The sequence below is a fragment of the Microvirga flavescens genome (assembly GCF_003290125.1).
GTDB classification, from domain to species: Bacteria; Pseudomonadota; Alphaproteobacteria; order Rhizobiales; family Beijerinckiaceae; genus Microvirga; species Microvirga flavescens.
In genome coordinates, this window is the sequence record NZ_QMKH01000001.1 from 453,724 (window position 1) to 476,724 (window position 23,001).

Annotated in this window: 27 protein-coding genes; 6 read left to right on the plus strand and 21 right to left on the minus strand. The window is 63.5% G+C overall.

Going from position 1 to position 23,001, the window contains the following annotated elements:
* The first annotated feature begins 49 nt into the window (after window positions 1–49).
* Complete coding sequence (locus DQW91_RS17305) at window positions 50–1,735, plus strand: serine/threonine dehydratase (protein ID WP_112661882.1); 1,686 nt, start codon at window positions 50–52, stop codon at window positions 1,733–1,735.
* Between the two features lie 37 nt (window positions 1,736–1,772).
* Complete coding sequence (locus tag DQW91_RS01965; RefSeq protein WP_112661883.1) at window positions 1,773–2,450, plus strand: carbonic anhydrase; 678 nt, start codon at window positions 1,773–1,775, stop codon at window positions 2,448–2,450.
* Window positions 2,451–2,465: 15 nt separating this feature from the next.
* Here DQW91_RS01965 and DQW91_RS01970 read toward each other — a convergent pair whose 3' ends face one another.
* The 3 genes from DQW91_RS01970 to DQW91_RS01980 all read right to left on the minus strand — a co-directional run bounded on the left by DQW91_RS01970 (window position 2,466) and on the right by DQW91_RS01980 (window position 4,615).
* Window positions 2,466–2,717 carry a hypothetical protein gene (locus tag DQW91_RS01970; protein WP_112661884.1) on the minus strand — a complete coding sequence of 84 codons (252 nt, stop codon included), beginning with the start codon at window positions 2,715–2,717 and terminating at the stop codon, window positions 2,466–2,468.
* Between the two features lie 66 nt (window positions 2,718–2,783).
* A complete protein-coding gene (locus DQW91_RS01975; protein ID WP_112661885.1) occupies window positions 2,784–3,815 on the minus strand; it encodes an aspartate-semialdehyde dehydrogenase in 1,032 nt (343 codons plus the stop codon).
* 317 nt (window positions 3,816–4,132) lie between these two features.
* Window positions 4,133–4,615: a GNAT family N-acetyltransferase gene (locus DQW91_RS01980; protein WP_112661886.1), complete on the minus strand. Its 483-nt coding sequence runs from the start codon at window positions 4,613–4,615 to the stop codon at window positions 4,133–4,135.
* Window positions 4,616–4,732: 117 nt separating this feature from the next.
* Here DQW91_RS01980 and DQW91_RS01985 point away from each other — a divergent pair, with 117 nt between their 5' ends.
* Window positions 4,733–5,539, plus strand: coding sequence for a hypothetical protein (locus DQW91_RS01985; protein ID WP_112661887.1), 807 nt, complete (start codon window positions 4,733–4,735; stop codon window positions 5,537–5,539).
* Window positions 5,540–5,689: 150 nt separating this feature from the next.
* The gene (locus DQW91_RS01990) at window positions 5,690–6,022 is read left to right on the plus strand and encodes a hypothetical protein (RefSeq protein WP_112661888.1); all 333 of its coding nucleotides are present in this window, start codon (window positions 5,690–5,692) and stop codon (window positions 6,020–6,022) included.
* Window positions 6,023–6,150: 128 nt separating this feature from the next.
* On the opposite strand, the gene DQW91_RS01995 is transcribed toward DQW91_RS01990, so the two are convergent.
* The 6 genes from DQW91_RS01995 to leuD form a co-directional block, all read right to left on the minus strand.
* The gene (locus DQW91_RS01995; RefSeq protein ID WP_112661889.1) at window positions 6,151–6,369 is read right to left on the minus strand and encodes a hypothetical protein; all 219 of its coding nucleotides are present in this window, start codon (window positions 6,367–6,369) and stop codon (window positions 6,151–6,153) included.
* A 326-nt stretch (window positions 6,370–6,695) separates the two neighbouring features.
* Window positions 6,696–7,802, minus strand: coding sequence for a 3-isopropylmalate dehydrogenase (gene leuB, locus DQW91_RS02005; RefSeq protein WP_112661891.1), 1,107 nt, complete (start codon window positions 7,800–7,802; stop codon window positions 6,696–6,698).
* Between the two features lie 138 nt (window positions 7,803–7,940).
* The gene (locus DQW91_RS02010) at window positions 7,941–9,686 is read right to left on the minus strand and encodes a calcium-binding protein (RefSeq protein ID WP_112661892.1); all 1,746 of its coding nucleotides are present in this window, start codon (window positions 9,684–9,686) and stop codon (window positions 7,941–7,943) included.
* Window positions 9,687–9,875: 189 nt separating this feature from the next.
* Complete coding sequence (locus DQW91_RS02015) at window positions 9,876–10,502, minus strand: LysE family translocator (RefSeq protein ID WP_112661893.1); 627 nt, start codon at window positions 10,500–10,502, stop codon at window positions 9,876–9,878.
* 41 nt (window positions 10,503–10,543) lie between these two features.
* The gene (locus DQW91_RS02020) at window positions 10,544–11,737 is read right to left on the minus strand and encodes a lytic murein transglycosylase (RefSeq protein WP_112661894.1); all 1,194 of its coding nucleotides are present in this window, start codon (window positions 11,735–11,737) and stop codon (window positions 10,544–10,546) included.
* A 161-nt stretch (window positions 11,738–11,898) separates the two neighbouring features.
* Window positions 11,899–12,501 (minus strand): 3-isopropylmalate dehydratase small subunit, encoded by a 603-nt coding sequence (gene leuD / locus DQW91_RS02025; RefSeq protein WP_112661895.1) that lies wholly within the window; start codon window positions 12,499–12,501, stop codon window positions 11,899–11,901.
* A 212-nt stretch (window positions 12,502–12,713) separates the two neighbouring features.
* On the opposite strand from leuD, the gene DQW91_RS02030 reads away from it, so the two are divergent.
* Window positions 12,714–13,694 (plus strand): VOC family protein, encoded by a 981-nt coding sequence (locus DQW91_RS02030; protein ID WP_112661896.1) that lies wholly within the window; start codon window positions 12,714–12,716, stop codon window positions 13,692–13,694.
* Window positions 13,695–13,747: 53 nt separating this feature from the next.
* Here DQW91_RS02030 and DQW91_RS16480 read toward each other — a convergent pair whose 3' ends face one another.
* The 11 genes from DQW91_RS16480 to DQW91_RS02080 form a co-directional block, all read right to left on the minus strand.
* Window positions 13,748–14,119, minus strand: coding sequence for a hypothetical protein (locus tag DQW91_RS16480; RefSeq protein ID WP_157961306.1), 372 nt, complete (start codon window positions 14,117–14,119; stop codon window positions 13,748–13,750).
* A gap of 146 nt (window positions 14,120–14,265) precedes the next feature.
* The gene (locus DQW91_RS02035) at window positions 14,266–14,673 is read right to left on the minus strand and encodes a metallopeptidase family protein (RefSeq protein ID WP_112661897.1); all 408 of its coding nucleotides are present in this window, start codon (window positions 14,671–14,673) and stop codon (window positions 14,266–14,268) included.
* Between the two features lie 40 nt (window positions 14,674–14,713).
* Window positions 14,714–14,983 carry a hypothetical protein gene (locus DQW91_RS02040; protein ID WP_112661898.1) on the minus strand — a complete coding sequence of 90 codons (270 nt, stop codon included), beginning with the start codon at window positions 14,981–14,983 and terminating at the stop codon, window positions 14,714–14,716.
* A 1-nt stretch (window position 14,984) separates the two neighbouring features.
* Window positions 14,985–16,391, minus strand: coding sequence for a 3-isopropylmalate dehydratase large subunit (gene leuC, locus DQW91_RS02045; protein WP_112661899.1), 1,407 nt, complete (start codon window positions 16,389–16,391; stop codon window positions 14,985–14,987).
* A 105-nt stretch (window positions 16,392–16,496) separates the two neighbouring features.
* Window positions 16,497–16,730 (minus strand): hypothetical protein, encoded by a 234-nt coding sequence (locus DQW91_RS02050; protein ID WP_112661900.1) that lies wholly within the window; start codon window positions 16,728–16,730, stop codon window positions 16,497–16,499.
* 70 nt (window positions 16,731–16,800) lie between these two features.
* The gene (gene rplS / locus DQW91_RS02055) at window positions 16,801–17,172 is read right to left on the minus strand and encodes a 50S ribosomal protein L19 (RefSeq protein WP_112661901.1); all 372 of its coding nucleotides are present in this window, start codon (window positions 17,170–17,172) and stop codon (window positions 16,801–16,803) included.
* Between the two features lie 230 nt (window positions 17,173–17,402).
* Window positions 17,403–18,086, minus strand: coding sequence for a tRNA (guanosine(37)-N1)-methyltransferase TrmD (gene trmD, locus DQW91_RS02060; RefSeq protein WP_112661902.1), 684 nt, complete (start codon window positions 18,084–18,086; stop codon window positions 17,403–17,405).
* Window positions 18,083–18,778 carry a ribosome maturation factor RimM gene (rimM, locus tag DQW91_RS02065; RefSeq protein WP_112661903.1) on the minus strand — a complete coding sequence of 232 codons (696 nt, stop codon included), beginning with the start codon at window positions 18,776–18,778 and terminating at the stop codon, window positions 18,083–18,085. Before rimM ends, trmD begins: the two co-directional genes overlap by 4 nt.
* A 5-nt stretch (window positions 18,779–18,783) precedes the next feature.
* Window positions 18,784–19,146, minus strand: a complete 363-nt coding sequence (gene rpsP / locus DQW91_RS02070) for a 30S ribosomal protein S16 (RefSeq protein WP_112661904.1) — start codon at window positions 19,144–19,146, stop codon at window positions 18,784–18,786.
* 75 nt (window positions 19,147–19,221) lie between these two features.
* Entirely contained in the window at window positions 19,222–20,775 is a 1,554-nt protein-coding gene (gene ffh / locus DQW91_RS02075) for a signal recognition particle protein (protein WP_112662415.1), read from the minus strand.
* Between the two features lie 5 nt (window positions 20,776–20,780).
* Window positions 20,781–20,993 (minus strand): eL24 family ribosomal protein, encoded by a 213-nt coding sequence (locus DQW91_RS02080; protein WP_112662416.1) that lies wholly within the window; start codon window positions 20,991–20,993, stop codon window positions 20,781–20,783.
* Window positions 20,994–21,390: 397 nt separating this feature from the next.
* Between DQW91_RS02080 and DQW91_RS02085 the strand changes: the two genes are divergently transcribed.
* Window positions 21,391–22,386 (plus strand): MBL fold metallo-hydrolase, encoded by a 996-nt coding sequence (locus tag DQW91_RS02085; protein WP_112661905.1) that lies wholly within the window; start codon window positions 21,391–21,393, stop codon window positions 22,384–22,386.
* Here the strand turns inward: DQW91_RS02085 and DQW91_RS02090 are convergent.
* A complete protein-coding gene (locus DQW91_RS02090) occupies window positions 22,375–22,980 on the minus strand; it encodes a hypothetical protein (RefSeq protein WP_112661906.1) in 606 nt (201 codons plus the stop codon). The genes DQW91_RS02085 and DQW91_RS02090 overlap by 12 nt on opposite strands.
* Between the last annotated feature and the right edge of the window lie 21 nt (window positions 22,981–23,001).

Here is a 23,001-nt window from a genome sequence, read left to right on the forward strand (position 1 = left end):
GCCGGAGCGACGCAAGCCAACCGGGAAGAAGGTCTGGGAGAGGCGCAAGATGTGGATCGCAGGCGTGGACGGGTGCCAGTCGGGCTGGATTGCAGCCTTCATGAAGCTGGGTGAACCGTCCTCCACGCGCTTTCACATCGCACCGACATTCGAGGCTCTGCTCGCAATGCCCGAGGCAGATGGCATCATCGCCGTCGATATGCCCATCGGCCTGCCGGAGGCCATCGACGGACCGGGGCGGCGGCCGGAGCAACTCGTCAGGCCCCTCCTCGGACTGCGACAGTCCTCCGTCTTCTCCATCCCCTCGCGCCCAGCGGTCCATGCGGAAAGCTTCGCGCAGGCCTGCGCCCTCGCCGCCGCGACCTCGACGCCCTCCCGCAAGGTCTCGAAGCAGGGCTTCATGATTTTCCCCAAGATCCGCGAGATCGATGCCCTGCTGCGTGCCCAGCCGGACCTTGCCGCGCGAATTTACGAGGTTCATCCCGAGCTTGCCTTCTGGTCCCTCAACGGCGGCAAGGCTCTCCACGAGCCGAAGAAGGTGAAGAATCGCCCCTATGGGCCGGGGCTCGCCTTAAGACGCAGCCTTCTCGCCCGCGCCGGATTGCCTTCTCATTTGATCGATGCGCGCCCCTTCGGCGGGGCCGAGGCCGACGATCTTCTCGACGCGATGGCGGCGCTGGCGGTGGCGCGGGACATCGCGAAAGGCGACGGACGGTCATTTCCTTCGCCGCCGGATCGCGATACTCACGGCCTGCCCGTCGCCATCTGGACCCTTGAGGAGCAAGCCGAAATGCCCATCGTCTCCCGCGCCGACATCGAAGCCGCCCATGCCCGCATCGCGCCCCATATCCGGCGCACGCCGGTCTGGACGCTGCCGGGGGCCTTCGGGCATGAGGGGCCGGTGAGCCTGAAGCTCGAATACCTGCAGCATTCCGGCTCCTTCAAGGCGCGCGGCGCGTTCAACAACATTCTCTCGAGCACGGTCCCCGAGGCGGGCGTCGCGGCGGCGTCAGGCGGCAATCACGGCGCAGCGGTGGCCTATGCGGCGCGCCGGCTCGGCGTGAAGGCGCGCATTTTCGTGCCGGAGATTTCGAGCCCCGCGAAGATCGCGGTCATCCGCTCGCACGGCGCGGAGGTCGTCATCGGCGGCGCGCGTTATGCGGATGCGCAGGAGGCTTGCGACCGCTATGTGGCCGAGAGCGGCGCGCTGCGCATTCACCCCTTCGCTGCCGAGGCAACCATCGCGGGCCAAGGCACCGTGGCGCTGGAATGGGAAGAGGACGGCGCGCCCCTCGACACGGTGCTCGTCGCCGTGGGTGGCGGCGGGCTGATTTCCGGCGTCGCCAGCTACTGGGCGGGGCGCATGAAGGTCGTTGGCGTCGAGCCGGAGGGATCGCGCGCGCTCCACGCGAGTTTGGAAGCAGGCCGCCCCGTCGATGTGGAGGTGAATTCGCTCGCCGCCGATTCGCTCGGCGCGCGCAACACCGGCGATCTCGTCTATTCCATCTGCCGCGAAGCGGTGAACCACGTCGCGCTCGTCACCGACGAGGCCATCCGGCAGACGCAGGCTCTGCTCTGGCGGGATTGGCGCATCGCCAGCGAACCCGGCGGCGCAACCGCTCTGGCCGCGCTCGTCTCGGGAGCCTATAAGCCCCAGGCCGGTGAGCGGGTCGGCGTGCTGCTCTGCGGGGCCAATGTGGAATTGGCGAAGCTGGCGCAAGATACCGCTTCGTGACGACACCGCTCTATAAAAGATACAAGGAGGCGGCCCCATGTTTCCCACCCGTTTGACCGAGGGCTATCGCGCTTTTCTCAGTGAGCGTTTCGCTCGCGAGAAGAACCGATATGAAAAACTTGCGGAACAGGGGCAATCTCCCGAGATCATGGTCATCGGCTGCTGCGACAGCCGCGTTTCGCCGGAGGCGATCTTCGATGCGAGCCCCGGCGAATTGTTCGTGGTGCGCAACGTCGCCAATCTCGTGCCGCCCTATGAGACGGGCGGCGATTATCACGGCACGTCGGCGGCGCTGGAATTCGCCGTGCAGGCGCTGCGCGTGAAGCACATCGTCGTCATGGGTCATGCGCGCTGCGGCGGCATCCGGGCTTTCGCAGACGATACCGCGCCGCTCTCACCCGGCGATTTCATTGGCCGCTGGATGAACCTCGTCGCTCCCGCCGCCGAACGCATCGGCCCGCGTACCGGTGACATGGCCGAATATCAGGCAAAGCTCGAACTCGCCGCCATCGAGAACAGTCTGCAGAACCTGATGACGTTTCCGTGCGTGCGCATTCTCGTCGAACGCGGCAAGCTGCAACTGCACGGCGCTTATTTCGGCGTCGCCACAGGCGTGCTCATGGTGCGCGATCCTGAGACCGGCGCGTTCAAGCCGGCGGTGGAGGACATGCCGGAGCGGATTTCGATGTTCAGCTCGCGGGATGCGGGAGGTTGATCGCCAGCCCGCCCTTTAGTTCTTAGTTTCGACTACGTGAACCATCAGTTCTCCCTCTGCCAATTTGACAGAGAAGCGCCATACATGGGCAACATTCGGTATTGCTTCGGGCTCACCTAACCGGATTGTTGTAAAAGCTTTGTCCTTTGCCAAATCTGGGAACCCTGCTGCAATGACTTGAGAAAGCCAACCTTTGAAGTTGCTTTTCCGGTGCTGATAGACAGCCGTTCTGCCTTTGTAGGACATCACGAAAGTGTAGAGCGGCATTTTTGGCCTCAACTTTCAACAGAAAAAGGCCGCTTTCCGAGGCGGCCTTTTCTTTGAAAACCTCTCTTAAGCCGCCTTCTTCTTCGACGGCAGGAGCCCGCGATTGACCATCGCTTCGGCGATCTGAATCGCGTTCAGCGCCGCGCCCTTGCGCAGATTGTCGGAGACGCACCAGAAGGCGAGGCCGTTCTCGACCGTGATGTCCTCGCGGATGCGGGAGATGTAGGTCGCGTCTTCGCCCGCCGCTTCGTGCGGGGTGATGTAGCCGCCGGGCTCGCGCTTATCGACCACCATGACGCCGGGTGCGGAGCGCAGGATGTCGCGGGCCTCGTCCGCCGTGATCGGCTTCTCGAATTCCACGTTCACCGCTTCCGAATGGCCGATGAAGACCGGCACGCGCACGCAAGTGGCGGTGAGCTTGATCTTGGGATCGAGGATCTTCTTCGTCTCCGCCATCATCTTCCACTCTTCCTTCGTGAACCCATCCTCCATGAACACGTCGATGTGGGGGATCACGTTGAAGGCGATGCGCTTGGGGAATTTCTTCTCGACCACATCCTGCAGCGAGTAGAGCGCCTTGGTCTGGCGGTCGAGCTCGTCCATGCCGTCCTTGCCCGCGCCGGACACCGATTGGTAAGTCGCGACGACGACGCGCTTGATGGTGGCTTGGTCGTGCAGGGGCTTCAGCGCCACGACGAGCTGGGCGGTGGAGCAGTTGGGGTTGGCGATGATGCCCTTCTTCGCCCCGCGCACGGCTTCCGCGTTCACTTCCGGAACGACGAGCGGCACGTCAGCGTCGTAGCGCCAGGCGGAGGAATTATCGATAACGATGACGCCCTTCGCGGCGATCTTCGGCGACCATTCCTTGGAGATCTCACCGCCCGCCGACATGAGGCACAGGTCGACATCGGAGAAGTCGTAGGTGTCGAGCGTCTTGACCGTCAGCGTCTTGTCGCCGAAGGACACTTCCGTGCCCTGGCTGCGGCGCGAGGCCAGCGCCACCACTTCATCCACCGGGAAGGCTCGCTCCGCCAGAATGGCGAGCATCTCGCGGCCTACATTGCCTGTCGCGCCGACGACGGCGACCTTGTAACCCATGTGACTTCTCCTGTTCGCGCTCTCCCCGGAAAACTTGAAAACCCTATTAGGGTGTCGCCTCTCGCCCCGACGGGAGAGAGGACCGGGGACGACGAGGCTACTCGGCCGTTTTCACGGCCGTCGTGACGGTTTTCGTTTTGCTCGTCGTCTGCGTGAGCATCGTCATTGCCATCGTCCAGTCCTGGGCCTGCTTCGCGCAAAACCTAGGTTTTCAGAAACACACCAAAGAGTTTGCCGCGTCAAGGGATCTCTTGTCGTCCCTTGGCTGAATTCTTGCCTTGGCTGAAATTCTTGGCCCGGCCGAATTCAGCGTATCGTCACTCCTGGCCCAGCACGGGCTTCGACAGATCGAAGCGGTAGAACACCTTGTCCATCCGCCTTCCGCCAAGCCGCTCGTAGAAGGCTCGCGCGCCGCGATTGCCAGCATCCGTGGTGAGGTCGATGCGGGTGATGCCGCGCTGGCGGGCATAGGCCGCGAGCCATTCCATCATGGCCGCACCCACCGCCTGCCCGCGCGCGCTTTCGTCCACGAAGAGCTCCTTCACGAACATCAGCCCCGACAACTTGAAGCCGGGCCGCAACAGGGCAAAACAGGCAAGGCCGACCGCGCGGCCCTCGCGGAAGGCGAGCGCATAACGGGTGCCCTCTCGCTCATCCATGCTGCGCGCCACCATGTCGTGCGTCGGCTCGAGGGGTTGGGCCACATCGGGCCCGACATAGTGCAGGTCCAGGGCGCGGATCAGGGCCGCGACGGCGGGCGCGTCCTGCTCTTCGGCGAGGCGAATCTGAAGATCGGACATGCGGGCGACTTTTTCGCGGTAACCTTTGATTCACGTTGCTTACCAGAAGTTTTCGATCCCAGGCCAGTGCTACGGTAGAACAACACCCGGAAAAGAAATCCGGAGACCGTGACCGGCATGCCGAAGGCCCTGTCCCACTGGGATGACGACACGTTCGACCTCATCGAGGACGAGCGACCGCGTGCGCGCACGCGCACGCGCCGGGAATGGCCGTGGCTGCGCATGCTGATCCTTTCCGGCGTGATCGTCGCCGGTCTCGTCCATCTGGCGAAGCGGGAGGATCGCGTCGAACAGCAGGAGGTGCTGCAAGGCCCGCGCGAGATTCCGGTGGCGACGTTGACGGCTCCCGCTCCGGCTTGGGCCGCCATCGACAGGCCGAACTCCATCTTCGCCCTCGATAAAGCTGCGCCGAGCGTGTTCGAGGCGCGCCGCCACAGCTCGGGCGGGCGCGCGGACACGCTGACCTTCGGCCAGCCTGGCGAATCCGGCTATGCGCGCCTTACCTTCACCACCAACGTGCAGGAGCCGCGCCGCACGCTCTATCTCGACCTCGTGCGCCGCGCGGCGGAGGCGAGCCTGTCCGTGACGCGCAACGCACCAAGCGAGACCATCGTCACGAAGTTCGGACCGATGGAGATGGCAGCCATCACCCTCGTCGACCGCACCGAGCAGAGCTGCCAGGCTTTCCGCTTCAGCGACGAGGCCACCGGGTTCGGCTTTCTCGGCTGGCGCTGCGGCTCGCAGGCACAGCCCCTCGATGAAGCGCAGCTTGCCTGCTTCATCGACCGCATCGCCCTTGCCGATGCCGGCAACGCGGCTCTGAAGACTCTTTTCGCGCAGGCCGAACGCAACCACATCGGGCTCTGCCCGCCAGGCGCACACACCGCTTTCGCGAGTCCCACAAAAGCGACAGCGCGGCCTTGACCCGGACACTTCCGGCACAGGCGATGGATGACGATCCATCCCCCTTAATCCTCACCGGACAAGCGGAACATTTCCAACGGAGCGGTGCTTGAATCAATTGCGGAGAGAGTGGGCAAAACCGCCTGCACTTTTCCCCGATGGAGGTCGATCATGCGTCGTCTCGTTCTCGTCGGTATCGCGTCTCTCGCCACCCTGCCCATCCTGCTCGCGACTGCTTCGGCACAGAACCGGCATGAGCGCCCGCTCGTCCTGCGGGTGAAGCCGCGCAGTTTCCTCGACCCCGGCACCGTCGTGCCGGTCGGCACCCTGAACCGCTACGCGACGCAAGGAGAGATCTCCTATCTCACCTCGCCGCCCTGGATCGGCCAGAAGGAGCGTTTCGGCGTGGGCGTCCTGCCCGATCCCATCGGCGGCCCCTTCATCGGCGCGCGCAATCCCTTCCCGCCGCTGCCGCCCATCGAGAGCACGGGATCGGTTCGCTAGGCATGAGCAGAACAAGAAACCCGGTTGCTCTCCCCGATCATGCGGTCGTTGAAGAAGTTTGGAGGCTGATCGTGTTTTACGGAGACACGGCCACCCTCTAGCCGAAACCGGAGAAGCGCGGCGCGGGATTACCGCTGCGCCGCGTCGATCTTCGAATGGGCAAGACGCACGGAATCAGCGGTCGGGCTGTTGAAGGCGGTATAGGCGATGTGCAGGCCGATGATCGGCGCGAAGACGAGCGCCATCATCAGGAGGATGACCAGCGCCGATCCCTCGTCGCGATCTTCGACGGATGCGGAATTTGCCGCCTCGTTGCGGCGCGCTTTGAATAGACGGTTGAGGATCATGGGCTCACCTCTGTTCCGACCGGCCGTCACGGCCTGTCGCGGGTGAGCCCGATCAAGCGATCAGGCGTTCGCGAAGGCCGATGACGGCACGGTCGATCGACTGTGACTGTCGCTTGGCATGGGGTTCAAAGTTCCTGGTTGACGAGTCGCGGCCCCTTCGGTGCAGCACGACTACACCGGTGAAATGGGCCGATCCGGCGCGCCCGTCAACCTGAAACTGCGCCTGAGGACAGAGCGTCGCAGCGCCACCGCGCATCTTTTCTGGAAATGAAAAGAGCACCCGTGAAGGGTGCTCTTCGATCCTGCGCCGATCGTCCTGCCGGGTGTCAGGACAGGGCGTTGAGTTCCTTGACGATGGCATCGCCCATGTCCGTCGTGCTCACCGCGTTCGTGCCGGCGGCGGCGAGGTCCTTGGTGCGGGTGCCGGAGGCGAGGACGTTGGTCACCGCCTTCTCCAGAAGGTCCGCTTCTTCGGTCAGGCCGAAGGAATAGCGCAGCGCCATGCCGAACGAGCCGATCATCGCCAGCGGATTGGCGAGCCCCTTGCCGGTGATGTCGGGAGCCGAGCCGTGCACGGGTTCGTACATCGCCTTGCGCTTGCCGGTCACCGCATCTTCCGCGCCGAGCGCCGCGGAGGGCAGCATGCCGAGCGAACCGGTGAGCATGGCGGCGATGTCGGAGAGAATGTCGCCGAACAGGTTGTCGGTAACGAGCACGTCGAACTGCTTCGGGTTCTTCACGAGCTGCATCGCCGCGTTGTCGGCGAGCACATGCTCGAGCTGCGCATCGGCAAACTCGGCCTTGTGAACGCGCGAGACGACCTGACGCCAGAGAACGCCGGTCTTCATGACGTTGCTCTTCTCCGCCGAAGAGACCTTGTTGCGGCGCTTCTTCGCGAGGTCGAAGGCGACGCGGGCGATGCGCTCGATCTCGCCCGTGGTGTAGAGCTGCGTATCGACGGCGCGCTGCGAGCCGTCCTCCAGCGTCACGAGTTCCTTCGGCTCACCGAAATAGACGCCGCCGGTCAGTTCGCGCACGATGAGGATGTCGAGGCCTTCGACCACCTCGCGCTTGAGGGTCGAGGAATCGGCGAGCGCCGGATAGCAGATCGCCGGGCGCAGGTTCGCGAAGAGGCCGAGATCCTTGCGCAGCCGCAGCAGGCCCGCCTCGGGGCGCGCCGCATAAGGAACACCGTCCCATTTCGGGCCGCCGACCGCGCCGAACAGCACCGCATCGGCGGCTTGCGCGCGCTTCATGGCATCTTCGGAAATCGCCACCTTATGGGCGTCATAGGCCGCGCCGCCGACGAGATCCTTCTCGGTCTCGAACCCGACGCCGCGCTTGGCGAACCAGCCGATGAGCTTCTCGACCTCTTTCATCACCTCCGGGCCGATGCCGTCGCCGGGGAGAAGGAGAAGCTTGTGCGTTGCCATGATGCGGTTTCCTCGATCGAATTTTTCACCGTCATGGCCGGGTCCTGTTCCGGTCATGACGGTGAAGCGTTTAGGCGCGAAAGCCTGAGTTTGGCAAGGGTTGCGGCATCGTTCGTTAGGAGAACCCGGCCTTGCGCATCAGATGATGAAGAAGTCGGCGGCGGTCATTTTCAGGCCCTTGGCGATCTTCATGATCTCGACCGGCTTGATACGGCCGGTGCCGTCGGCATCGTAATAGACCAGCCCCTTCTTGCTGTCGTAGATGATGCGGTCATCCGCATCGTGGGCCGCTGAGCCGATCCAGAACGCTTTCTTGTCGAGCTTTCCGGGTTTCGCGATCGTCCCTTTGCCGAGCTTCGGCATGTATTTGTTGTCGAGCCAGATGGTGTCGTCTTTCACGTTGAAGTCGACGATCCGGTCGAGATTGGTTCTCTTGTTCAAGGCGGCATCGAAAACGAACGTGTCGCGACCAGCGCCACCCGTCAGCACATCGTTGCCTGCGCCGCCGGTCAAGGTGTTCGCTCCGGCATTGCCGGTCAGCGTATTGTCGAGCGTGTTGCCCGTGAGCGTGAACGCGCCTTCGCCCGTCACTACCAGATTTTCGAGATGGCTTCCGAGCGCGTAGGAAAACCCGGCGATGATTGTGTCGATACCTTCATTCGCGGCCTCGATAACCGTATCGGCCTGATCGACAAAAAAGGTATCGTTGCCGGCGTTGCCGTAAAGACGGTCGGCACCCGCGCCGCCGTCAAGCGTATCGTCGCCCGCGCCACCCTCCAGCTGGTCGTCGCCCGCCATGCCGAAGAAGGCGGTGCCGGCGGCATCGCCGATGAAATGGTCGGCATACTGACTGCCCTGCAAGGCCTCGATGCCGACGTAAACATCCGCGCCGAAGGTGTTGTTCGCGTCAGTGGAGTTCGCCATGTTGGCGTAGACAGCCGATCTTGCGCCATCGAAGACCACGATGTCGTAGCCGTCGCCGCCGATGAGGCTGTCGTCGCCGTACCCCGCCACCAGCGTGTCGTTTCCGCCGCCGCCATCGAGGGTGTCGTTGCCGTCGCGACCATCGAGCCGGTTGGCTTCGCCATTACCGATCAGCGTGTCGTTGGCATTGAAACCGGTGACATTCTCCACGTTGACGATGGTCTTGATGCCCTGCCCCGTGTCCTGGGGACCGGTGAGGGCGAGATTGATCGTCACAGGCCCGAGATTGCTGACGACGAGCGTGTCCAGACCTGCGCCGCCATCGACGAAATCGTCACCTGCGCCCAGGTCGACGGATTCGTCCGCCGTTCCGCCGTAGAAGCGGTCGTTGCCCGCGCCCATGCGCACGGTTCCCTCGACCGTGCCACCCGCGCCGTAATAAATGTCGTTGCCGAGGCCGAACTCGATGTGGCCCTGGATCCGTCCGGCATTATTGATGATGTCGTCCCGATCGCTTCCATAGATGGCGGTCAGGTTCGCGGCCCCGGTGATCAGACCGGCGTTGAAAAGCTGCAGCACGCCGGTTGTCGCGATCGCCGCGCCCGTTCCCGTCATGGCGATGCTGCCGTAATTGTTGATGATCAGAAGACCAGCCGTGGCGCCGAACTCGATTGTGCCTGAGATGGGGGAAGCCGAATTGAGCTTTCCGGTGCGGCCGATGTTGATGGTCGCGCTGGTGGTCCCAAAGAACTGGAGCGCGCCGAGATAGGCATCGACAATGCCGTCGATATTCATCCGGACATTTCCGGCGGCAACATTGACGCCGTAATGGGTCGTGTCCCCCACCCGGATCGATCCGCCGTCATCGAGCCACAGGGTATCGCCGTCGGCCATTTCAAGGCCGTTGCGCCCGGTGACGTTGATGGAGTTGGCCGTGCTGATGACGTGATTGGTCGGCATTAAGTGTTCTCCGATGCAGCGATCGATTCGAGGCCCCGATCTATAGGGTAAAAGTGAAGTGTGTACGAGATAACATAACGCTTCACTTTTGACTTTCTACCCTCCCCCGCAGCGATCTTGCTGCGCGGCCCGGTTATTGGCTGTTCGAAGACTTTTACGGCGCGACTGGTCTGCCGTTTTCCGCAGGGCTCACGCCGGCCTTCTGGTGAAGGCGAGCGCGATGCCGAAGGCGATCATGATCGAGCCGGAGAGGCGGTTGAACCAGGTCAGCACCGGACCGGTGCGCGCCAGCGCGCCGAGACGCCGCCCGAGCAGGGCGTAGAGAACGACGGCGACGACCTCGAGAAGAAGGAAGGTCGCGCCCATCACCAGAAAGCTCGCGCCATAGGCGTTGAGATCGAGAAATTGCGGAAAGAAGGCCGTGAAGACGAGAATGGCCTTCGGATTACCGATGGCTGTCCAGAATTCCTGCGCGACGAGAACTGAGAGCGGCTGCGGTGAGGATGCTTCCTTCGCTTCGATCCCGCCGGTCCTGGCGGTCCGGAGGATCTTGATGCCGAGCCACACGAGATAGGCGGCCCCGACCCATTTCACGACCGTGAAAGCCACCTCCGACGCGGCGAGAACGGCCCCAAGGCCGACGGCCGTCAGAAGGATCATCAGCGCGAAGGCCACGAGCCGGCCAAGCGCCGCGAGCGCCGCCGACCGCACCCCGTAGCGCATGCCGTAAGTGACCGACAACAGGTTGTTGGGGCCAAAGGCGAGGTTGATGGCAAAGCAGGCCGGGGCAAACAGCAGATAGACGTTCCAGGCCATGCTTCTTCGTCCTTGGCTCTCAGGCAGGGACGCTCATGAAACTACGCCCGGCGCAACGCTTCAAGAACCTTCCCACCGGGGCGGCCGCGTTGTTCGAGGCCGATCTGGCGCTCCACGTCCTTGATGGCGTCGCGGGTCTTACTCCCGATCTTGCCATCCGGTTCGCCCACATCGTAGCCGCGCGCCGTGAGCAGGCGCTGCAATTCGCGGCGCTCGGCGCGGGAGAGCGGCGGATCGTCCGTCGGCCAGGCGGTGCGGATGCCGGGCAGGCCCTTCAACCGGTCGCCGAGAAGCGCGATGGCGAGGCCGTAGGATTCGGCGGCGTTGTAGGAATAGACCGCATCGAAATTCTTCGTGACGATGAAGGCGGGACCGTTGAGGCCCGCCGGCGCGATGATGCCTGCCGGATAGTCGCCCGAGAGCGGACGTCCATCGATGCGGGTGACGCCCATGCCCGCCCAGGCGGACAGGGGGCGCTTCGATTTGCGGCCGAGAAGGTTGGCGCTGAAGCTTGCAGGCAGGCGCACCTCATAGCCCCAGGGCAGGCCATTCGTCCAACCCGCCTTCTTGAGGAAGTTGGCGGTGGAGGCCAGCGCATCGGGAACGGACGTCATGATGTCCCGGTGCCCATCGCCATCGCCGTCCACGGCGAGGCGCTGGAAGGTCGAGGGCATGAACTGGGTGTGGCCGAAGGCCCCAGCCCAGGAGCCGCGCAGGTTCGCCGGATCGATATCGCCGTCCTCGACGATCTTGAGCGTCGCCATCAACTCGCCGGTGAAGTATTCGCGCCGGCGCGAGGCGTAGCAGGAGAGCGTCGCCAGCGACTGCACCAGCGGACGTCCGCCGATATCCTTGCCGAAGTTGGATTCGACGCCCCACACGCCCGCGATCGCATAACGGTCGACCCCGAAGCGCGCCTCGGCGGCGGCGAGCGCCTGGCCCCATTTGCCAATGGCGGCCTTGCCGTCCTGCACGCGTTCATCGTCCACGAGCGCGGTCAGGTAATCCCAGATCGGCGTCTTGAACTCCGGCTGGTTGTCCATGAGTTCGAGAATCTTGAAGTCCGGCTCGATGCCGCGCGCGGCGCGGTCGAACGCCGCACCGGAAATGCCTTTTCCCGCCGCCTGCGCGCGAAGGCTCGATAGGCACGAACGGAAATCAGCCTGCGCAAGAGCGGGCGAGGCGATGCTGAGCGCCGCAACCGCGAGCGCGAGGGAGGAGAAAGAACGGATCATGCCCCGACTGTGCGGGGAATTTGGTTAAGATTAAGGAAAAGCAGCGCTCAAGCTGCCATCCCGGGGCCGCAAAGCGGAGCCCGGGACCGCTCAACCGGATAAGTGCTCGTCTCGTCACACGATTCCGGATCGCCTTTCGGTGTCCGGAATGACGCGGCAATTCAAGCCCAGGCGCGCTCGCCGAGCTTCTTCTCGAAACTGTCGATGGCGGGGGCCTTCTGCATCGTGAGGCCGATATCGTCGAGGCCGTTGAGCAGGCAGTGCTTGCGGAAGGGGTCGAGATCGAAATGGATCTTGCCGCCGTCGGGGCCGCGAATTTCCTGGGCCTCGAGATCGACGGTAAGCGTCGCGTTCGAGCCGCGATCCGCATCGTCGAAGAGCTTCTCGAGGTCTTCCGGGCTCACCGTGATCGGCAAAATGCCGTTCTTGAAGCAGTTGTTGTAGAAGATGTCGGCGAAGCTCGTGGAGATCACGCAGCGGATGCCGAAATCGAGCAGCGCCCACGGCGCATGCTCACGCGAGGAGCCACAGCCAAAGTTGTCGCCCGCGACCAGAATCTTGGCGTTGCGATACGCCGGCTTGTTGAGCACGAAATCCGGGTTCTCCGACCCGTCTTCCTTGAAGCGCATCTCGGAAAAGAGGCCGGTGCCGAGCCCCGTGCGCTTGATCGTCTTCAGGTACTGCTTCGGGATGATCATATCGGTGTCGATATTGATGATCCGCAGCGGCGCCGCGACGCTTTCCAGCACGGTGAACTTGTCCATGACCTTCCATCCCTCCCCGGGAATTTCTCGCTTGTCGCCGCCTCTTAGCAAATTGTGCTCTCGTCCCGCAATGCGAAAGGACGCCTCAAGGCCCGTTCTTCAAGCGTCCGGCTCACCGAAACTTGATCTGACCTGGCCTTCAAGCCCGCCGAGGCGCGGGATAGAGCAAGCGTGACCATGACAACGACCAGCGGACCGGAAGGGCTTCTGCGATGACCATCGACATGACACGCCGCACCCTGCTCAGCCTCGCCGGAGCCTCCTCCTTAAGCGTCGCCGCTGTCGCTGCGGCCCGGGCCGAGGGAACGGCGGCAGGGGCGGCGAGCAGCGTCGCGGGCCCGACCTTCGCGAACCGCACGCCGATGCGGATCGGCATGGTGACGCTGAAGGTTCGTGCCATCGAGCCGACCACGAATTTCTACCGCGACGTGATCGGCCTGACCGTGATGGAGCGTTCAACGAGCGGCGTCCGTCTCGGCGCGGGCGGCGTGCCACTGGTGAACCTCGAATTGCGGGCCGGAGCCGCCGAGGAATCCCCGCGCGCGGCGGGGCTCTACCACACCGCTTTTCTAATGCCGACCCGCAAGGACCTCGCGCGCTGGCTCGTGCATGTGGCGCGAAACCGCGTTCCGCTGACAGGCTTTGCCGACCACCATGTCAGCGAGGCGGTCTACCTCGACGACCCCGAGGGCAACGGCGTCGAGGTCTATTCCGACCGCGAGCCGGACCTCTGGCGGTGGAACGCCGGGTCGGTGACGATGGGCACGGACCACCTCGACGTGGACGGTCTCCTGCAACTCACGGACCCGCGCGTGAGCAACTACGCGAAGGCCCCCGAGGGCCTGCGCATCGGCCACATGCACCTGCGTGTCGGCAATCTCGAACAGGCGGACGCATTTTATCGCGGCATCATCGGGCTCGACCCGACCCGGCGCGGCAACGGCGCGGCGTTCCTCTCCTCAGGACGCTACCACCATCACCTTGGCCTGAATGTCTGGCAAAGCGAGGGAGCCGGCAAACGCGACGAAGCAGCCACCGGCCTTGCCTGGTTTTCGCTCAACATCGAAACGCCGGACCTTCTCGCGATGCAGGAAGAACGCCTGAAGAAAGCGGGCGTGCAAGCTTCAAGCGTTGCGGAAGGTTTCGAAGCCGCCGACCCGTGGGGAACGCGAGTGCGGCTTGTGAAAGTTTGACGCCTCGGGACGCAGTGCCGATACCCACTGGGTCAACCGCTGAGACGCGATCCTCAGCGACCCATTTCCCGGTAATAATGAAGATTGGGATAGCCCGCCGCGGTGCAGGCAGGCGGTCCTTCAAAACATGGCGGCCAGAGTTCGGGAGAGCCCGGATAAGGCTCGGCAAAACCGTATTCCGGTCCTGACCCAATTGCGCCCGTCACACCCTCATCGTACGGACCCGGCCCATAATACGGCACTCCGCTATAGTAGTACCCGTTATAGTAGTGGTAGCGAGCAGCCGGACGGTAGGGGCGCACAGCATGAGGCGCATATGGTCTTTGGTAGACCGATCCGTCTTGCGCCTCCACTCGCCCTGTCCCCGATAATATGAAGGCCGCCCCAAGAGCCGCCGCCAAAGCGGCAAAATGCATCTTGCGCATGGCGTTTCGTCCTCTTCGAATTCGAGGACGAAACGCCTCCCGACAGACTCGCGTTCCCCCGTTAAGGCGGAACGTGCTCTTACTCACCGGAGTGTGAACCCGATTATCTTTAGAGCATGACCAGAACGAGCGGAAACGGTTGTTCGCTAGGCCGCCGCCGCTTCGATGGCTTCCATGTCCTCGTCGGAGAGGCCGAAATGGTGGCCGATTTCGTGCACGAGGACGTGGGTGACGAGATCGCTCAACGTCTCCTCGTGCTCCGCCCAGTAATCGAGGATCGGGCGGCGGTAGAGCCAGACCATGTTGGGGAATTGCCCCGTCTGCATCACGGCCTGCCCTTGTGCGAGACCGATGCCGCGAAAGAGGCCGAGGAGATCGAAGGGGCTCTCGAATCCCATTTCTTGCAACGTCTCGTCGTCGGGAAAATCCTCGATGCGGATGACGACCCCGTCGCACAACCGACGGAACTCTTCCGGCAGGCGCCTGAACGCATCATGCGCGAGGGCTTCCATCTCATCGAGGGAGGGTGCCTGACAGTTCGCCCAGTCTCTCATGCGATGAATGTTCCCGTGGGGATGATCTTGCGGATCATGTTCACAGCAAGCCCAGTTGGTAGGCAAGCCACAGGCTCAACACCACGACGCCGATGAGCGAAAGAGAGCGGCCGATGCGGCGGCCCCACAATTCGATGGGATCCGTGCCGCCGCCTTCCGCATCGCCGATGGCGTCCTTCGCGGAGAAATGATCGCGCATGCGCTCGCCCATGCGGGAGAGCGAGGAGGAGCCGAGGGTTTCCGAATCCCGCGCGACGCGCTCAAGCGCTTCACGGGATTCCTGTTCGCGATCCTTCGGCTCCGGATTCACATTACGCCCACTGGCGAATGTCCACGAACCGGCCCGCAATCGCCGCTGCCGCCGCCATCGCGGGGGAGACGAGGTGCGTGCGGCCCTTGAAGCCCTGACGGCCCTCGAAGTTGCGGTTCGAGGTGGAGGCGCAGCGCTCGCCCGGCGACAGCCGGTCGGCGTTCATGGCGAGGCACATGGAGCAGCCGGGTTCGCGCCAGTCGAAACCGGCGGCCTTGAAGATCTTGTCGAGCCCTTCGGCCTCTGCCTGCATCTTCACGATGCCGGAGCCGGGCACGATCATAGCGTTGACCGCCTCGTGAACCTGTCTGCCCTCAACGACCTTCGCCACGGCGCGCAAGTCCTCGATGCGGCCGTTGGTGCACGAGCCGATGAACACGCGGTTGAGCGCGATGTCGGTGATCTTCGTGCCGGGCTTCAGGCCCATGTATTCGAGCGCGCGCCACTTGGAGAGACGCTTGTTCTCGTCCTGAATGTCATCCGGGTTCGGCACCACGCCGGCGACCGAGATCACGTCCTCAGGGCTCGTGCCCCAGGTGACGATGGGCGGCAGGTTCGCGGCGTCGAGCTTGAGCTCGGTGTCGAAGAACGCGCCTTCGTCTGTGCGCAAGGAGTCCCAATAACGCACCGCCGCATCCCACGCCTCGCCCTTCGGCGATTTCGGACGGTCCTTGAGATAGGCATAGGTCTTCTCATCAGGGGCGATCATGCCCGCACGCGCGCCGCCTTCGATGGCCATGTTGCAGACCGTCATGCGGCCTTCCATCGACAGCGAGCGAATGGCCTCGCCCGCATATTCCATGACGTGGCCGGTGCCGCCGGCGGTGCCGGTTTCGCCGATGATGGAGAGGATGATGTCCTTCGCCGTCACGCCTTCCGGCAGCTTGCCGTCGACAGTGACGCGGAAGTTCTTGGCCTTCTTCTGGATCAGCGTCTGCGTCGCCAGAACGTGCTCCACTTCCGACGTGCCGATGCCGTGCGCCAGCGAGCCGAACGCCCCGTGGGTCGAGGTGTGGCTGTCGCCGCACACGATCGTCATGCCCGGCAACGTGAAGCCTTGCTCCGGGCCGACGACGTGCACGATGCCCTGACGCTGGTCGAGCTCGTTGTAATACTCGACGCCGAAATCCTTGGCGTTCTGCGCAAGCGTCGCCACCTGCGTCGCGGATTCGGGATCCTCGATGCCGTGCGAACGGTCAGAGGTCGGCACGTTGTGATCGACCACGGCAAGGGTCTTGCCCGGCTGGCGAACCTTACGGCCCGTGACGCGTAGGCCCTCGAAGGCCTGAGGGCTCGTCACTTCGTGAACGAGGTGGCGGTCAATATAGAGAAGGCACGTCCCGTCATCCTGCCGGTCGACGACATGGTCGTCCCAGATTTTGTCGTAGAGGGTGCGGGCTTTGGCCATTTTGTTGCGTCCGGAAGTTGGATATTATTCAAAACGGTCTTTACCCCGACTTATCGTCAGGGGAAAGGTGTCAGTTCGCCTCTGCGTTCGGCTTTTTCGGAAGTCCTAGAAAAAGCCTCGAATCCCATCCACCAATTTCATGAGGTCGGATGAGAAGCGCATGAGCCACAGGAAGAACATGCCGAGCATGACAAGGATGAAAACGGCCTGAACGGCCATCCTCATCCAAGGCCAGGGGATCAACCATCCGAGAAACATTAGGGCTACCGTTTCCTCGGAGCTCCCGTGGATTTTCCTGAGGACCCCTTTGTCGTACGGGCCAGGCTTCTCGTTTTCCATCGACGATGTCCCGATGCAAAAAAGCGCGGCCGGAACCGCGCTTTCGAAGCTTCGACGCTGACCGAGCAGCTTACTCGGCGGCGGTGGCCTTCTCGGCGCGCTCGGCGATACGGGCGGACTTGCCGCGACGGTCGCGCAGGTAATAGAGCTTGGCGCGGCGCACGGCGCCACGGCGAACGACCTTGATGGAGTCGATCATCGGCGAGTAGACCGGGAACACGCGCTCCACGCCCTCACCGTAGGAAATCTTGCGGACCGTGAAGCTCTCATGGAGGCCGCCGCCGGAACGGGCGATGCAGACGCCTTCATAGGCCTGCACGCGGGAGCGCTCGCCTTCCTTGACCTTCACGTTGACGATGACGGTATCGCCGGGCTGAAACTCGGGAATCGACTTGCCGAGCTTCTCGATCTGCTCTTTTTCGATCTGCTGAATGATGTTCATTTTGAACTCCTGCCGTTGCAAGGTCTCGGGCGAAGCCTGAGCCTTACTGGATTTCGGCGTCCTGTTTTAAGTTGAGGCGGCGGCTATACAGGGTTTTTGAAGGGTTGTCGAGCGGTGCGGTTCCGCGCGTGTCCGGGACGCCGGAGGTGATCCGGATCGCTCGCCGAGGAGCGCTATGTTCTGCTGACGATCCCGGGTTCCGCTAGCGCGGCCCCGGGATGACAGAAGGCTCAGCGGCCCAGCAAATCCGGCCTTCTCTCCCGCGTGATCCGCTCGGCCTCCTCCCGCCGCCATTTCTCGATGGCGGCATGGTTGCCGGAGAGAAGAACGTCGGGAAGGGGCCGCCCCTCCCATTCGCGAGGCCTTGTGTATTGCGGATATTCGAGAAGGTTCGTCTCGAAGCTTTCCTCAAAGCCGGAGGCCTCCTTGCCCATCACGCCGGGGATGAGACGCACGCAGGCATCGAGCACGACCATCGCCGCCATCTCGCCGCCGGAGAGCACGTAATCGCCGATGGAGACCTCTTCGAGGTCGCGGCCTTCGATCACCCGCTCGTCCACGCCCTCGAAACGGCCACAGATGATGACGACGCCGGGACCCGCCGCGAGGTCGCGCACGCGGGCCTGCGTCAGCGGCTTGCCGCGCGGCGTCATGAGAAGTTTCGGGCGCGGATCGCCGGGCTGAACGGCATCGTCGATGGCGGCGGCGAGCACGTCGCAGCGCAGCACCATACCGACCCCGCCACCGGCAGGCGTATCGTCCACGTTCTTGTGACGGCCTATGCCATGATCGCGGATGTTGCGAGCCTCGAGACTCCACAGGCCGCGCTCCAACCCATCGCCTGAGAGCGAAATGCCGAGCGGGCCCGGAAACATTTCGGGATACAGGGTTAAGATCGTCGCCTTGAAGCTCATGCCTCGTCCTCGCCCTGCGGTCTGGCGGGCTCGAAGAAATCTTCGGGCGTAACGACCGTCACGCATTTTTGCGCGAGATCAACATGCGGCACGAAGGCTTTCACGAACGGCAGCAATGCCGTCGGGCCCTTCTGCAGCGGCGCGATTTCGAGAAGATCGCCGCCGCCGTAATTCGGCACGGCGACGATGGTGCCGATGGTCTCGCCCGCCTCGTTCTTGACAGCAAGGCCGATGAGATCGGCATGAAGAAATTCGTCTTCCTCAGCCTGAGGAAGTTTTTCGCGTTCAAGATAGATTTGCACGCGATTGAGCGCCTCCGCGCCTTCGCGCGAGGAAACGCCTTCGACCTGCGTAATCAGCATGTCGGGCGCACCGCCAGGGGCGGGCCGCAGATTTTTCAGAACGATCTTTTGGCCGGCTTGCGTGAGCAGCGGCCCATAGGTGCCGATGGCCAGCGGATCGCCGGTCATGGATTTCAGCCGCACTTCGCCCTTCAGGCCATGCGCGCGACCGAACTCGCCGAGGAGGATCGACCCTCCCCCCTTTGCGGGGGAGGGTGGCGAGCGGAGCGAGCCGGGAGAGGGCGCGATCGACGTTGGAACGCCTCCCCTCTCCCGACCCTCGCTGATGCGAGGGCCACCCTCTCCCACAGAGGGGAGAGGGCCAGAATTGCGCCCCCGCTCCTTTTTCATGGTGCTTACGCAGCCTCGCCTTCAGACGGAGCCGCAGCGGCGGCAGCCTTGGCTTCGGCGCGCTCCTGGGCCTTCTTGCCCGGAACGGCCTTCTCAGGGTTGTTGCGCGGAGCGCGCTTCAGGAGGCCGGCGGCGTCGAGGAAGCGGAGCACGCGGTCGGTCGGCTGTGCGCCCTTGGCGAGCCAGGCCTTGATCTTCTCGATGTCGAGGGTGATGCGGGCGGCATCGTCCTTCGGCTTCATCGGGTCATAGGTGCCGACCTTCTCGATGAAGCGGCCATCGCGCGGGGAGCGCGAGTCGGCAATCACGATGCGGTAGTAAGGACGCTTCTTCGCGCCACCACGGGTCAGGCGGATTTTGAGGGACATGGGAAACTCCTGTTTAGTGTCCTTCGATTGATCTTCGTGTCATCCCCGGCGCGCGAAGCGCGGGAATGACAAAACTCACTTCTTCTTCCCTCCGAACGGGAAGCCGCCGAGGCCCGGAAGCCCCGGAATCTTCGGCCCGCCGAGACCGGGCAGGCCGGGTGCTCCACCAAGGCCCTTCGGCATCGGGGGAAGAGCGCCGGTGCCAGGGAAGTCCGGCAGCTTGCCGCCCATCTGCTTCTGCAGGGCTTCGATCTGTTCAGGCGAGGGCTGCGGCATGCCGCCTCCGATTCCGAACATTTTTCCAAGCGCGCCCGCCATGCCCTTGGCCTTGCCGCCGCCCATCATCTTCATGACGTCGGCCATCTGGCGGTGCATTTTGAGAAGCTTGTTGATGTCCTCGGGCTTCGTGCCGGAACCGGCGGCGATGCGCTTCTTGCGCGAGGCCTTCAGGATGTCCGGATTGCGGCGCTCGGCCGGCGTCATGGAATCGATGATGGCGCGCTGGCGCTTGATGACCTTGTCGTCGAGATTGGCGTTCTCGAGCTGCGATTTCATCTTCGCGACGCCGGGCAGCATGCCCATCAGGCCGCCGATGCCGCCGATCTTTTCCATCTGCGAGAGCTGATCGCGCAGATCCTCCAGATCGAACTTGCCCTTGCGCATCTTCTCCGCGATGCGCTGGGCCTTTTCGGCGTCGATATTCTCCGCCGCCTTCTCCACGAGGGAGACGATGTCGCCCATGCCGAGAATGCGGTTGGCGACGCGCGAGGGATGAAACTCCTCCAGCGCATCGACCTTTTCGCCCGTGCCGATGAGCTTGATGGGCTTGCCCGTGACGGCGCGCATGGAAAGCGCCGCGCCGCCGCGCGCATCGCCGTCCATTCGCGTCAAAACGATGCCGGTGACGCCGAGCCGCTCGTCGAAGGCGCGCGCGGTGTTCACCGCGTCCTGGCCGGTGAGCGCATCGGCGACGAGCAACACTTCATGCGGATCGGTCGCGGCCTTCACCTCGGCCGCTTCGCGCATCAATTCTTCATCGATGGTGACGCGGCCCGCCGTGTCGAGCATGACGACGTCGAAACCGCCGAGCCGCGCGGCCTCCATCGCGCGCCGCGCGATCTGCACCGCCGACTGGCCGGTGACGATGGGCAGCGTCTCGACGCCGACCTGCTTGCCGAGGACGGCAAGCTGTTCCATCGCGGCGGGGCGGCGCGTGTCGAGAGAAGCGAGCAGCACTTTACGCTTCTCGCGATCGCTCAAGCGCTTCGCGATCTTCGCCGTTGTCGTCGTCTTACCCGAGCCCTGCAGGCCGACCATGAGAATGGCGACGGGCGGCGTGGCGTTGAGGTCGATGACCTCCGCGTTCGCGCCCAGCATCTCGACGAGCTGGTCGTGAACGATTTTCACCACCTGCTGGCCGGGGGAAACCGACTTGACGACCTCTGCGCCGACGGCTCGCGCGCGCACCTTGTCCGTGAAGGAGCGCACGACTTCGAGGGCAACGTCCGCTTCGAGAAGCGCGCGGCGCACTTCGCGCAAAGCGGCGTTCACATCCTCTTCCGTCAACGCGCCGCGGCGCGTGAGGCTGTTGAGAATATTGGAAAGCTTGTCGGAAAGGCCGTCGAACATCAAAGTCACTCGCTGTTCTGGGCGGATTCAGCCCGGCGCACCTGAAGCGCATTCTCGAAATGGCGGATCGCCGTTTCGAACTTGTCGCGGCAGCCCGGATTGCAGAAGCCGACCACCGCACCGTGATAGAGGGTGAGCGAATCCGCCGCGATGGGTTTCCCCGACCACGGGCAGGTCTCGTTGACCGCATCCTCGATCCGCAACGTGTCGTTCGACATCGCCTCGCTTCCGTTCCCGCTCTTTCGCAGCCTCATCCTGAGGAGGACCGTCAGGTCCGTCTCGAAGGACGAGGCGTCTCCAGAGCCCACTAGACCCTCCTTCGAGACGCAGCCTTCGGCTGCTCCTCAGGATGAGGGTGGGTTCTCTTCATAGAGCAAAACCCAAAGACCAAGAGCGCCCGAGGGCGCATCGCGCTGTCGGACGTTGACCTCCAGCCTCACAGGGCTGGTCGGCGGCTCAAGGGCTCGCTCTACAGATTTCCGAAGTTCGGATACGCGCAAAAGGTTATGGAGTCAATGGAATGCGGGTCTGCGGACTGGAACGGACGCGCCTTGCCGGCTTGACCTGCAGGGCAAGAAAGTTTCACCTGCCCTCCCCCGCAAGGCGACCGCCAGCATGAAGCGCACCCGCAACCCCTATTACAACGGCCCTGTCACGGACCATTTCGACGGCATGCGTTTCTTCGCGCAGGAGCAGCCGGGAGACAAGACTCTGCCCGATCTCTGGCGCTGGCGGCGCGAGGGCGGAAGGGCGCAATGGCCTGCCGCCTATCCGAGCCCGTTTCAGGAAAAGCCGCCTGCCTCGTCGGATCGGTTGCGCATCACGCTCATCGGCCATGCCTCGTTTCTGGTCCAGGTCGCCGGGCTCAATCTTCTGGTCGATCCGGTTTTCGCAAAAAGGGCGAGTCCCCTTCCCTTCGCCGGACCGAAGCGGGTGAACGAACCCGGCGTCGCCTTTGAAGATTTGCCGCCGATCCATGCGGTGCTGATCACGCACAATCACTACGACCATCTCGACATGGCCGCCATCGGACGCCTTTGGCGGCGGGACCGGCCGCGCTTCATCGCACCCCTAGGCAATGACGCTGTCATCCGCAGGCGGTACCCGGAGATTGCCGTCGAAACGGGCGACTGGGGCACCTCGCTTTTTCTCGCAAACGGCGTGACCGCGCATTTCGAGCCGAGCTATCACTGGTCGGCGCGCGGCATGCGGGACCGTCGCATGGCCCTGTGGTGCGCCTATGTGCTCACCACGCCGCAGGGCGTTCTCTACCATGTGGGCGATACCGGCTTCGGCGACGGGGCGATCTTCTCCCGCATTCGCGAACGCTTCGGCGCGCCTCGCCTCGCACACCTGCCCATCGGCGCTTATGAGCCGCGCTGGTTCATGCAGCCGCAGCACATGAATCCGGACGAGGCCGTGAAGGCCTTTCGCCTTCTCGGCGCGACACAGGCGCTCGGTCACCATTGGGGCACGTTCCAGCTGACGAACGAGGCTATCGAGGAACCGCCGCAAGCGCTTGCCGCCGCTCTGCGGGAAGCTGGAATTTCAGGCGAGACGTTCAGGGCCTTGCGGCCCGGCGAGGTCTGGGAACTTCGCTCAATCGGATAACGCGACGCAGCGGGTAACGCTCTGCTCGGCAAGCTGTCGCGTGGACAGGTCGAAGGTCACCCTTTTCTGAACCACCGCTATAGCGTCGTCGAACATCTTCTTGAGCTTGGCTGGGTTGTAATACTCAGGGCAGTTCTTCTTCGTTGGCTTTATATCGGTCCCTTGCCAGAAGGAGATGTGGGAATCGTCGACGACGTCCACCTCGTCGGGACTGCCCAGTTCATCGTTGCTGGAGCGCGTCTTGAGGTCGATCGTGAGCAGATACGATGTCGTGACGCCGACACCCTGGTCACGCTGGACGACCAGCAGATCGTCTTTCAAAATCACGAAGCGATAAGTCCGATCATCGTCGCTATGCGTCGTGTCCAGATCGCTGAAGTCTTGCGGCTGCGGGTCGAAGCGGCAGGGCGTCTCCTGCGAAGAAGACGATTTCGGTTTGACGAGGAAATCGGGAAACTCGCCGTTTCGCTCATATTCCACGATCAGATAGCCCGCATTCGAGTAGCACTGAGGAGAAGCTTCTCCCGCCACCGCCAAGACGGGCAGAGTTATCATAAGCAATGAACCGGCGAGCCGACCAAGCGCCTCGATCATGGTGCTCTCCGCAAAAGGGAT

Bases quoted from the DNA above. Each gene is read 5' to 3' on its own strand.
- DQW91_RS17305 (WP_112661882.1), top strand. From the start codon at position 50: ATGTGGATCGCAGGCGTGGACGGGTGCCAGTCGGGCTGGATTGCAGCC.
- DQW91_RS01965 (WP_112661883.1), top strand. From the start codon at position 1,773: ATGTTTCCCACCCGTTTGACCGAGGGCTATCGCGCTTTTCTCAGTGAG.
- DQW91_RS01970 (WP_112661884.1), bottom strand. From the start codon at position 2,717: ATGCCGCTCTACACTTTCGTGATGTCCTACAAAGGCAGAACGGCTGTC.
- DQW91_RS01975 (WP_112661885.1), bottom strand. From the start codon at position 3,815: ATGGGTTACAAGGTCGCCGTCGTCGGCGCGACAGGCAATGTAGGCCGC.
- DQW91_RS01980 (WP_112661886.1), bottom strand. From the start codon at position 4,615: ATGTCCGATCTTCAGATTCGCCTCGCCGAAGAGCAGGACGCGCCCGCC.
- DQW91_RS01985 (WP_112661887.1), top strand. From the start codon at position 4,733: ATGCCGAAGGCCCTGTCCCACTGGGATGACGACACGTTCGACCTCATC.
- DQW91_RS01990 (WP_112661888.1), top strand. From the start codon at position 5,690: ATGCGTCGTCTCGTTCTCGTCGGTATCGCGTCTCTCGCCACCCTGCCC.
- DQW91_RS01995 (WP_112661889.1), bottom strand. From the start codon at position 6,369: ATGATCCTCAACCGTCTATTCAAAGCGCGCCGCAACGAGGCGGCAAAT.
- leuB (WP_112661891.1), bottom strand. From the start codon at position 7,802: ATGGCAACGCACAAGCTTCTCCTTCTCCCCGGCGACGGCATCGGCCCG.
- DQW91_RS02010 (WP_112661892.1), bottom strand. From the start codon at position 9,686: ATGCCGACCAATCACGTCATCAGCACGGCCAACTCCATCAACGTCACC.
- DQW91_RS02015 (WP_112661893.1), bottom strand. From the start codon at position 10,502: ATGGCCTGGAACGTCTATCTGCTGTTTGCCCCGGCCTGCTTTGCCATC.
- DQW91_RS02020 (WP_112661894.1), bottom strand. From the start codon at position 11,737: ATGATCCGTTCTTTCTCCTCCCTCGCGCTCGCGGTTGCGGCGCTCAGC.
- leuD (WP_112661895.1), bottom strand. From the start codon at position 12,501: ATGGACAAGTTCACCGTGCTGGAAAGCGTCGCGGCGCCGCTGCGGATC.
- DQW91_RS02030 (WP_112661896.1), top strand. From the start codon at position 12,714: ATGACCATCGACATGACACGCCGCACCCTGCTCAGCCTCGCCGGAGCC.
- DQW91_RS16480 (WP_157961306.1), bottom strand. From the start codon at position 14,119: ATGCGCAAGATGCATTTTGCCGCTTTGGCGGCGGCTCTTGGGGCGGCC.
- DQW91_RS02035 (WP_112661897.1), bottom strand. From the start codon at position 14,673: ATGAGAGACTGGGCGAACTGTCAGGCACCCTCCCTCGATGAGATGGAA.
- leuC (WP_112661899.1), bottom strand. From the start codon at position 16,391: ATGGCCAAAGCCCGCACCCTCTACGACAAAATCTGGGACGACCATGTC.
- DQW91_RS02050 (WP_112661900.1), bottom strand. From the start codon at position 16,730: ATGGAAAACGAGAAGCCTGGCCCGTACGACAAAGGGGTCCTCAGGAAA.
- rplS (WP_112661901.1), bottom strand. From the start codon at position 17,172: ATGAACATCATTCAGCAGATCGAAAAAGAGCAGATCGAGAAGCTCGGC.
- trmD (WP_112661902.1), bottom strand. From the start codon at position 18,086: ATGAGCTTCAAGGCGACGATCTTAACCCTGTATCCCGAAATGTTTCCG.
- rimM (WP_112661903.1), bottom strand. From the start codon at position 18,778: ATGAAAAAGGAGCGGGGGCGCAATTCTGGCCCTCTCCCCTCTGTGGGA.
- rpsP (WP_112661904.1), bottom strand. From the start codon at position 19,146: ATGTCCCTCAAAATCCGCCTGACCCGTGGTGGCGCGAAGAAGCGTCCT.
- ffh (WP_112662415.1), bottom strand. From the start codon at position 20,775: ATGTTCGACGGCCTTTCCGACAAGCTTTCCAATATTCTCAACAGCCTC.
- DQW91_RS02080 (WP_112662416.1), bottom strand. From the start codon at position 20,993: ATGTCGAACGACACGTTGCGGATCGAGGATGCGGTCAACGAGACCTGC.
- DQW91_RS02085 (WP_112661905.1), top strand. From the start codon at position 21,391: ATGAAGCGCACCCGCAACCCCTATTACAACGGCCCTGTCACGGACCAT.
- DQW91_RS02090 (WP_112661906.1), bottom strand. From the start codon at position 22,980: ATGATCGAGGCGCTTGGTCGGCTCGCCGGTTCATTGCTTATGATAACT.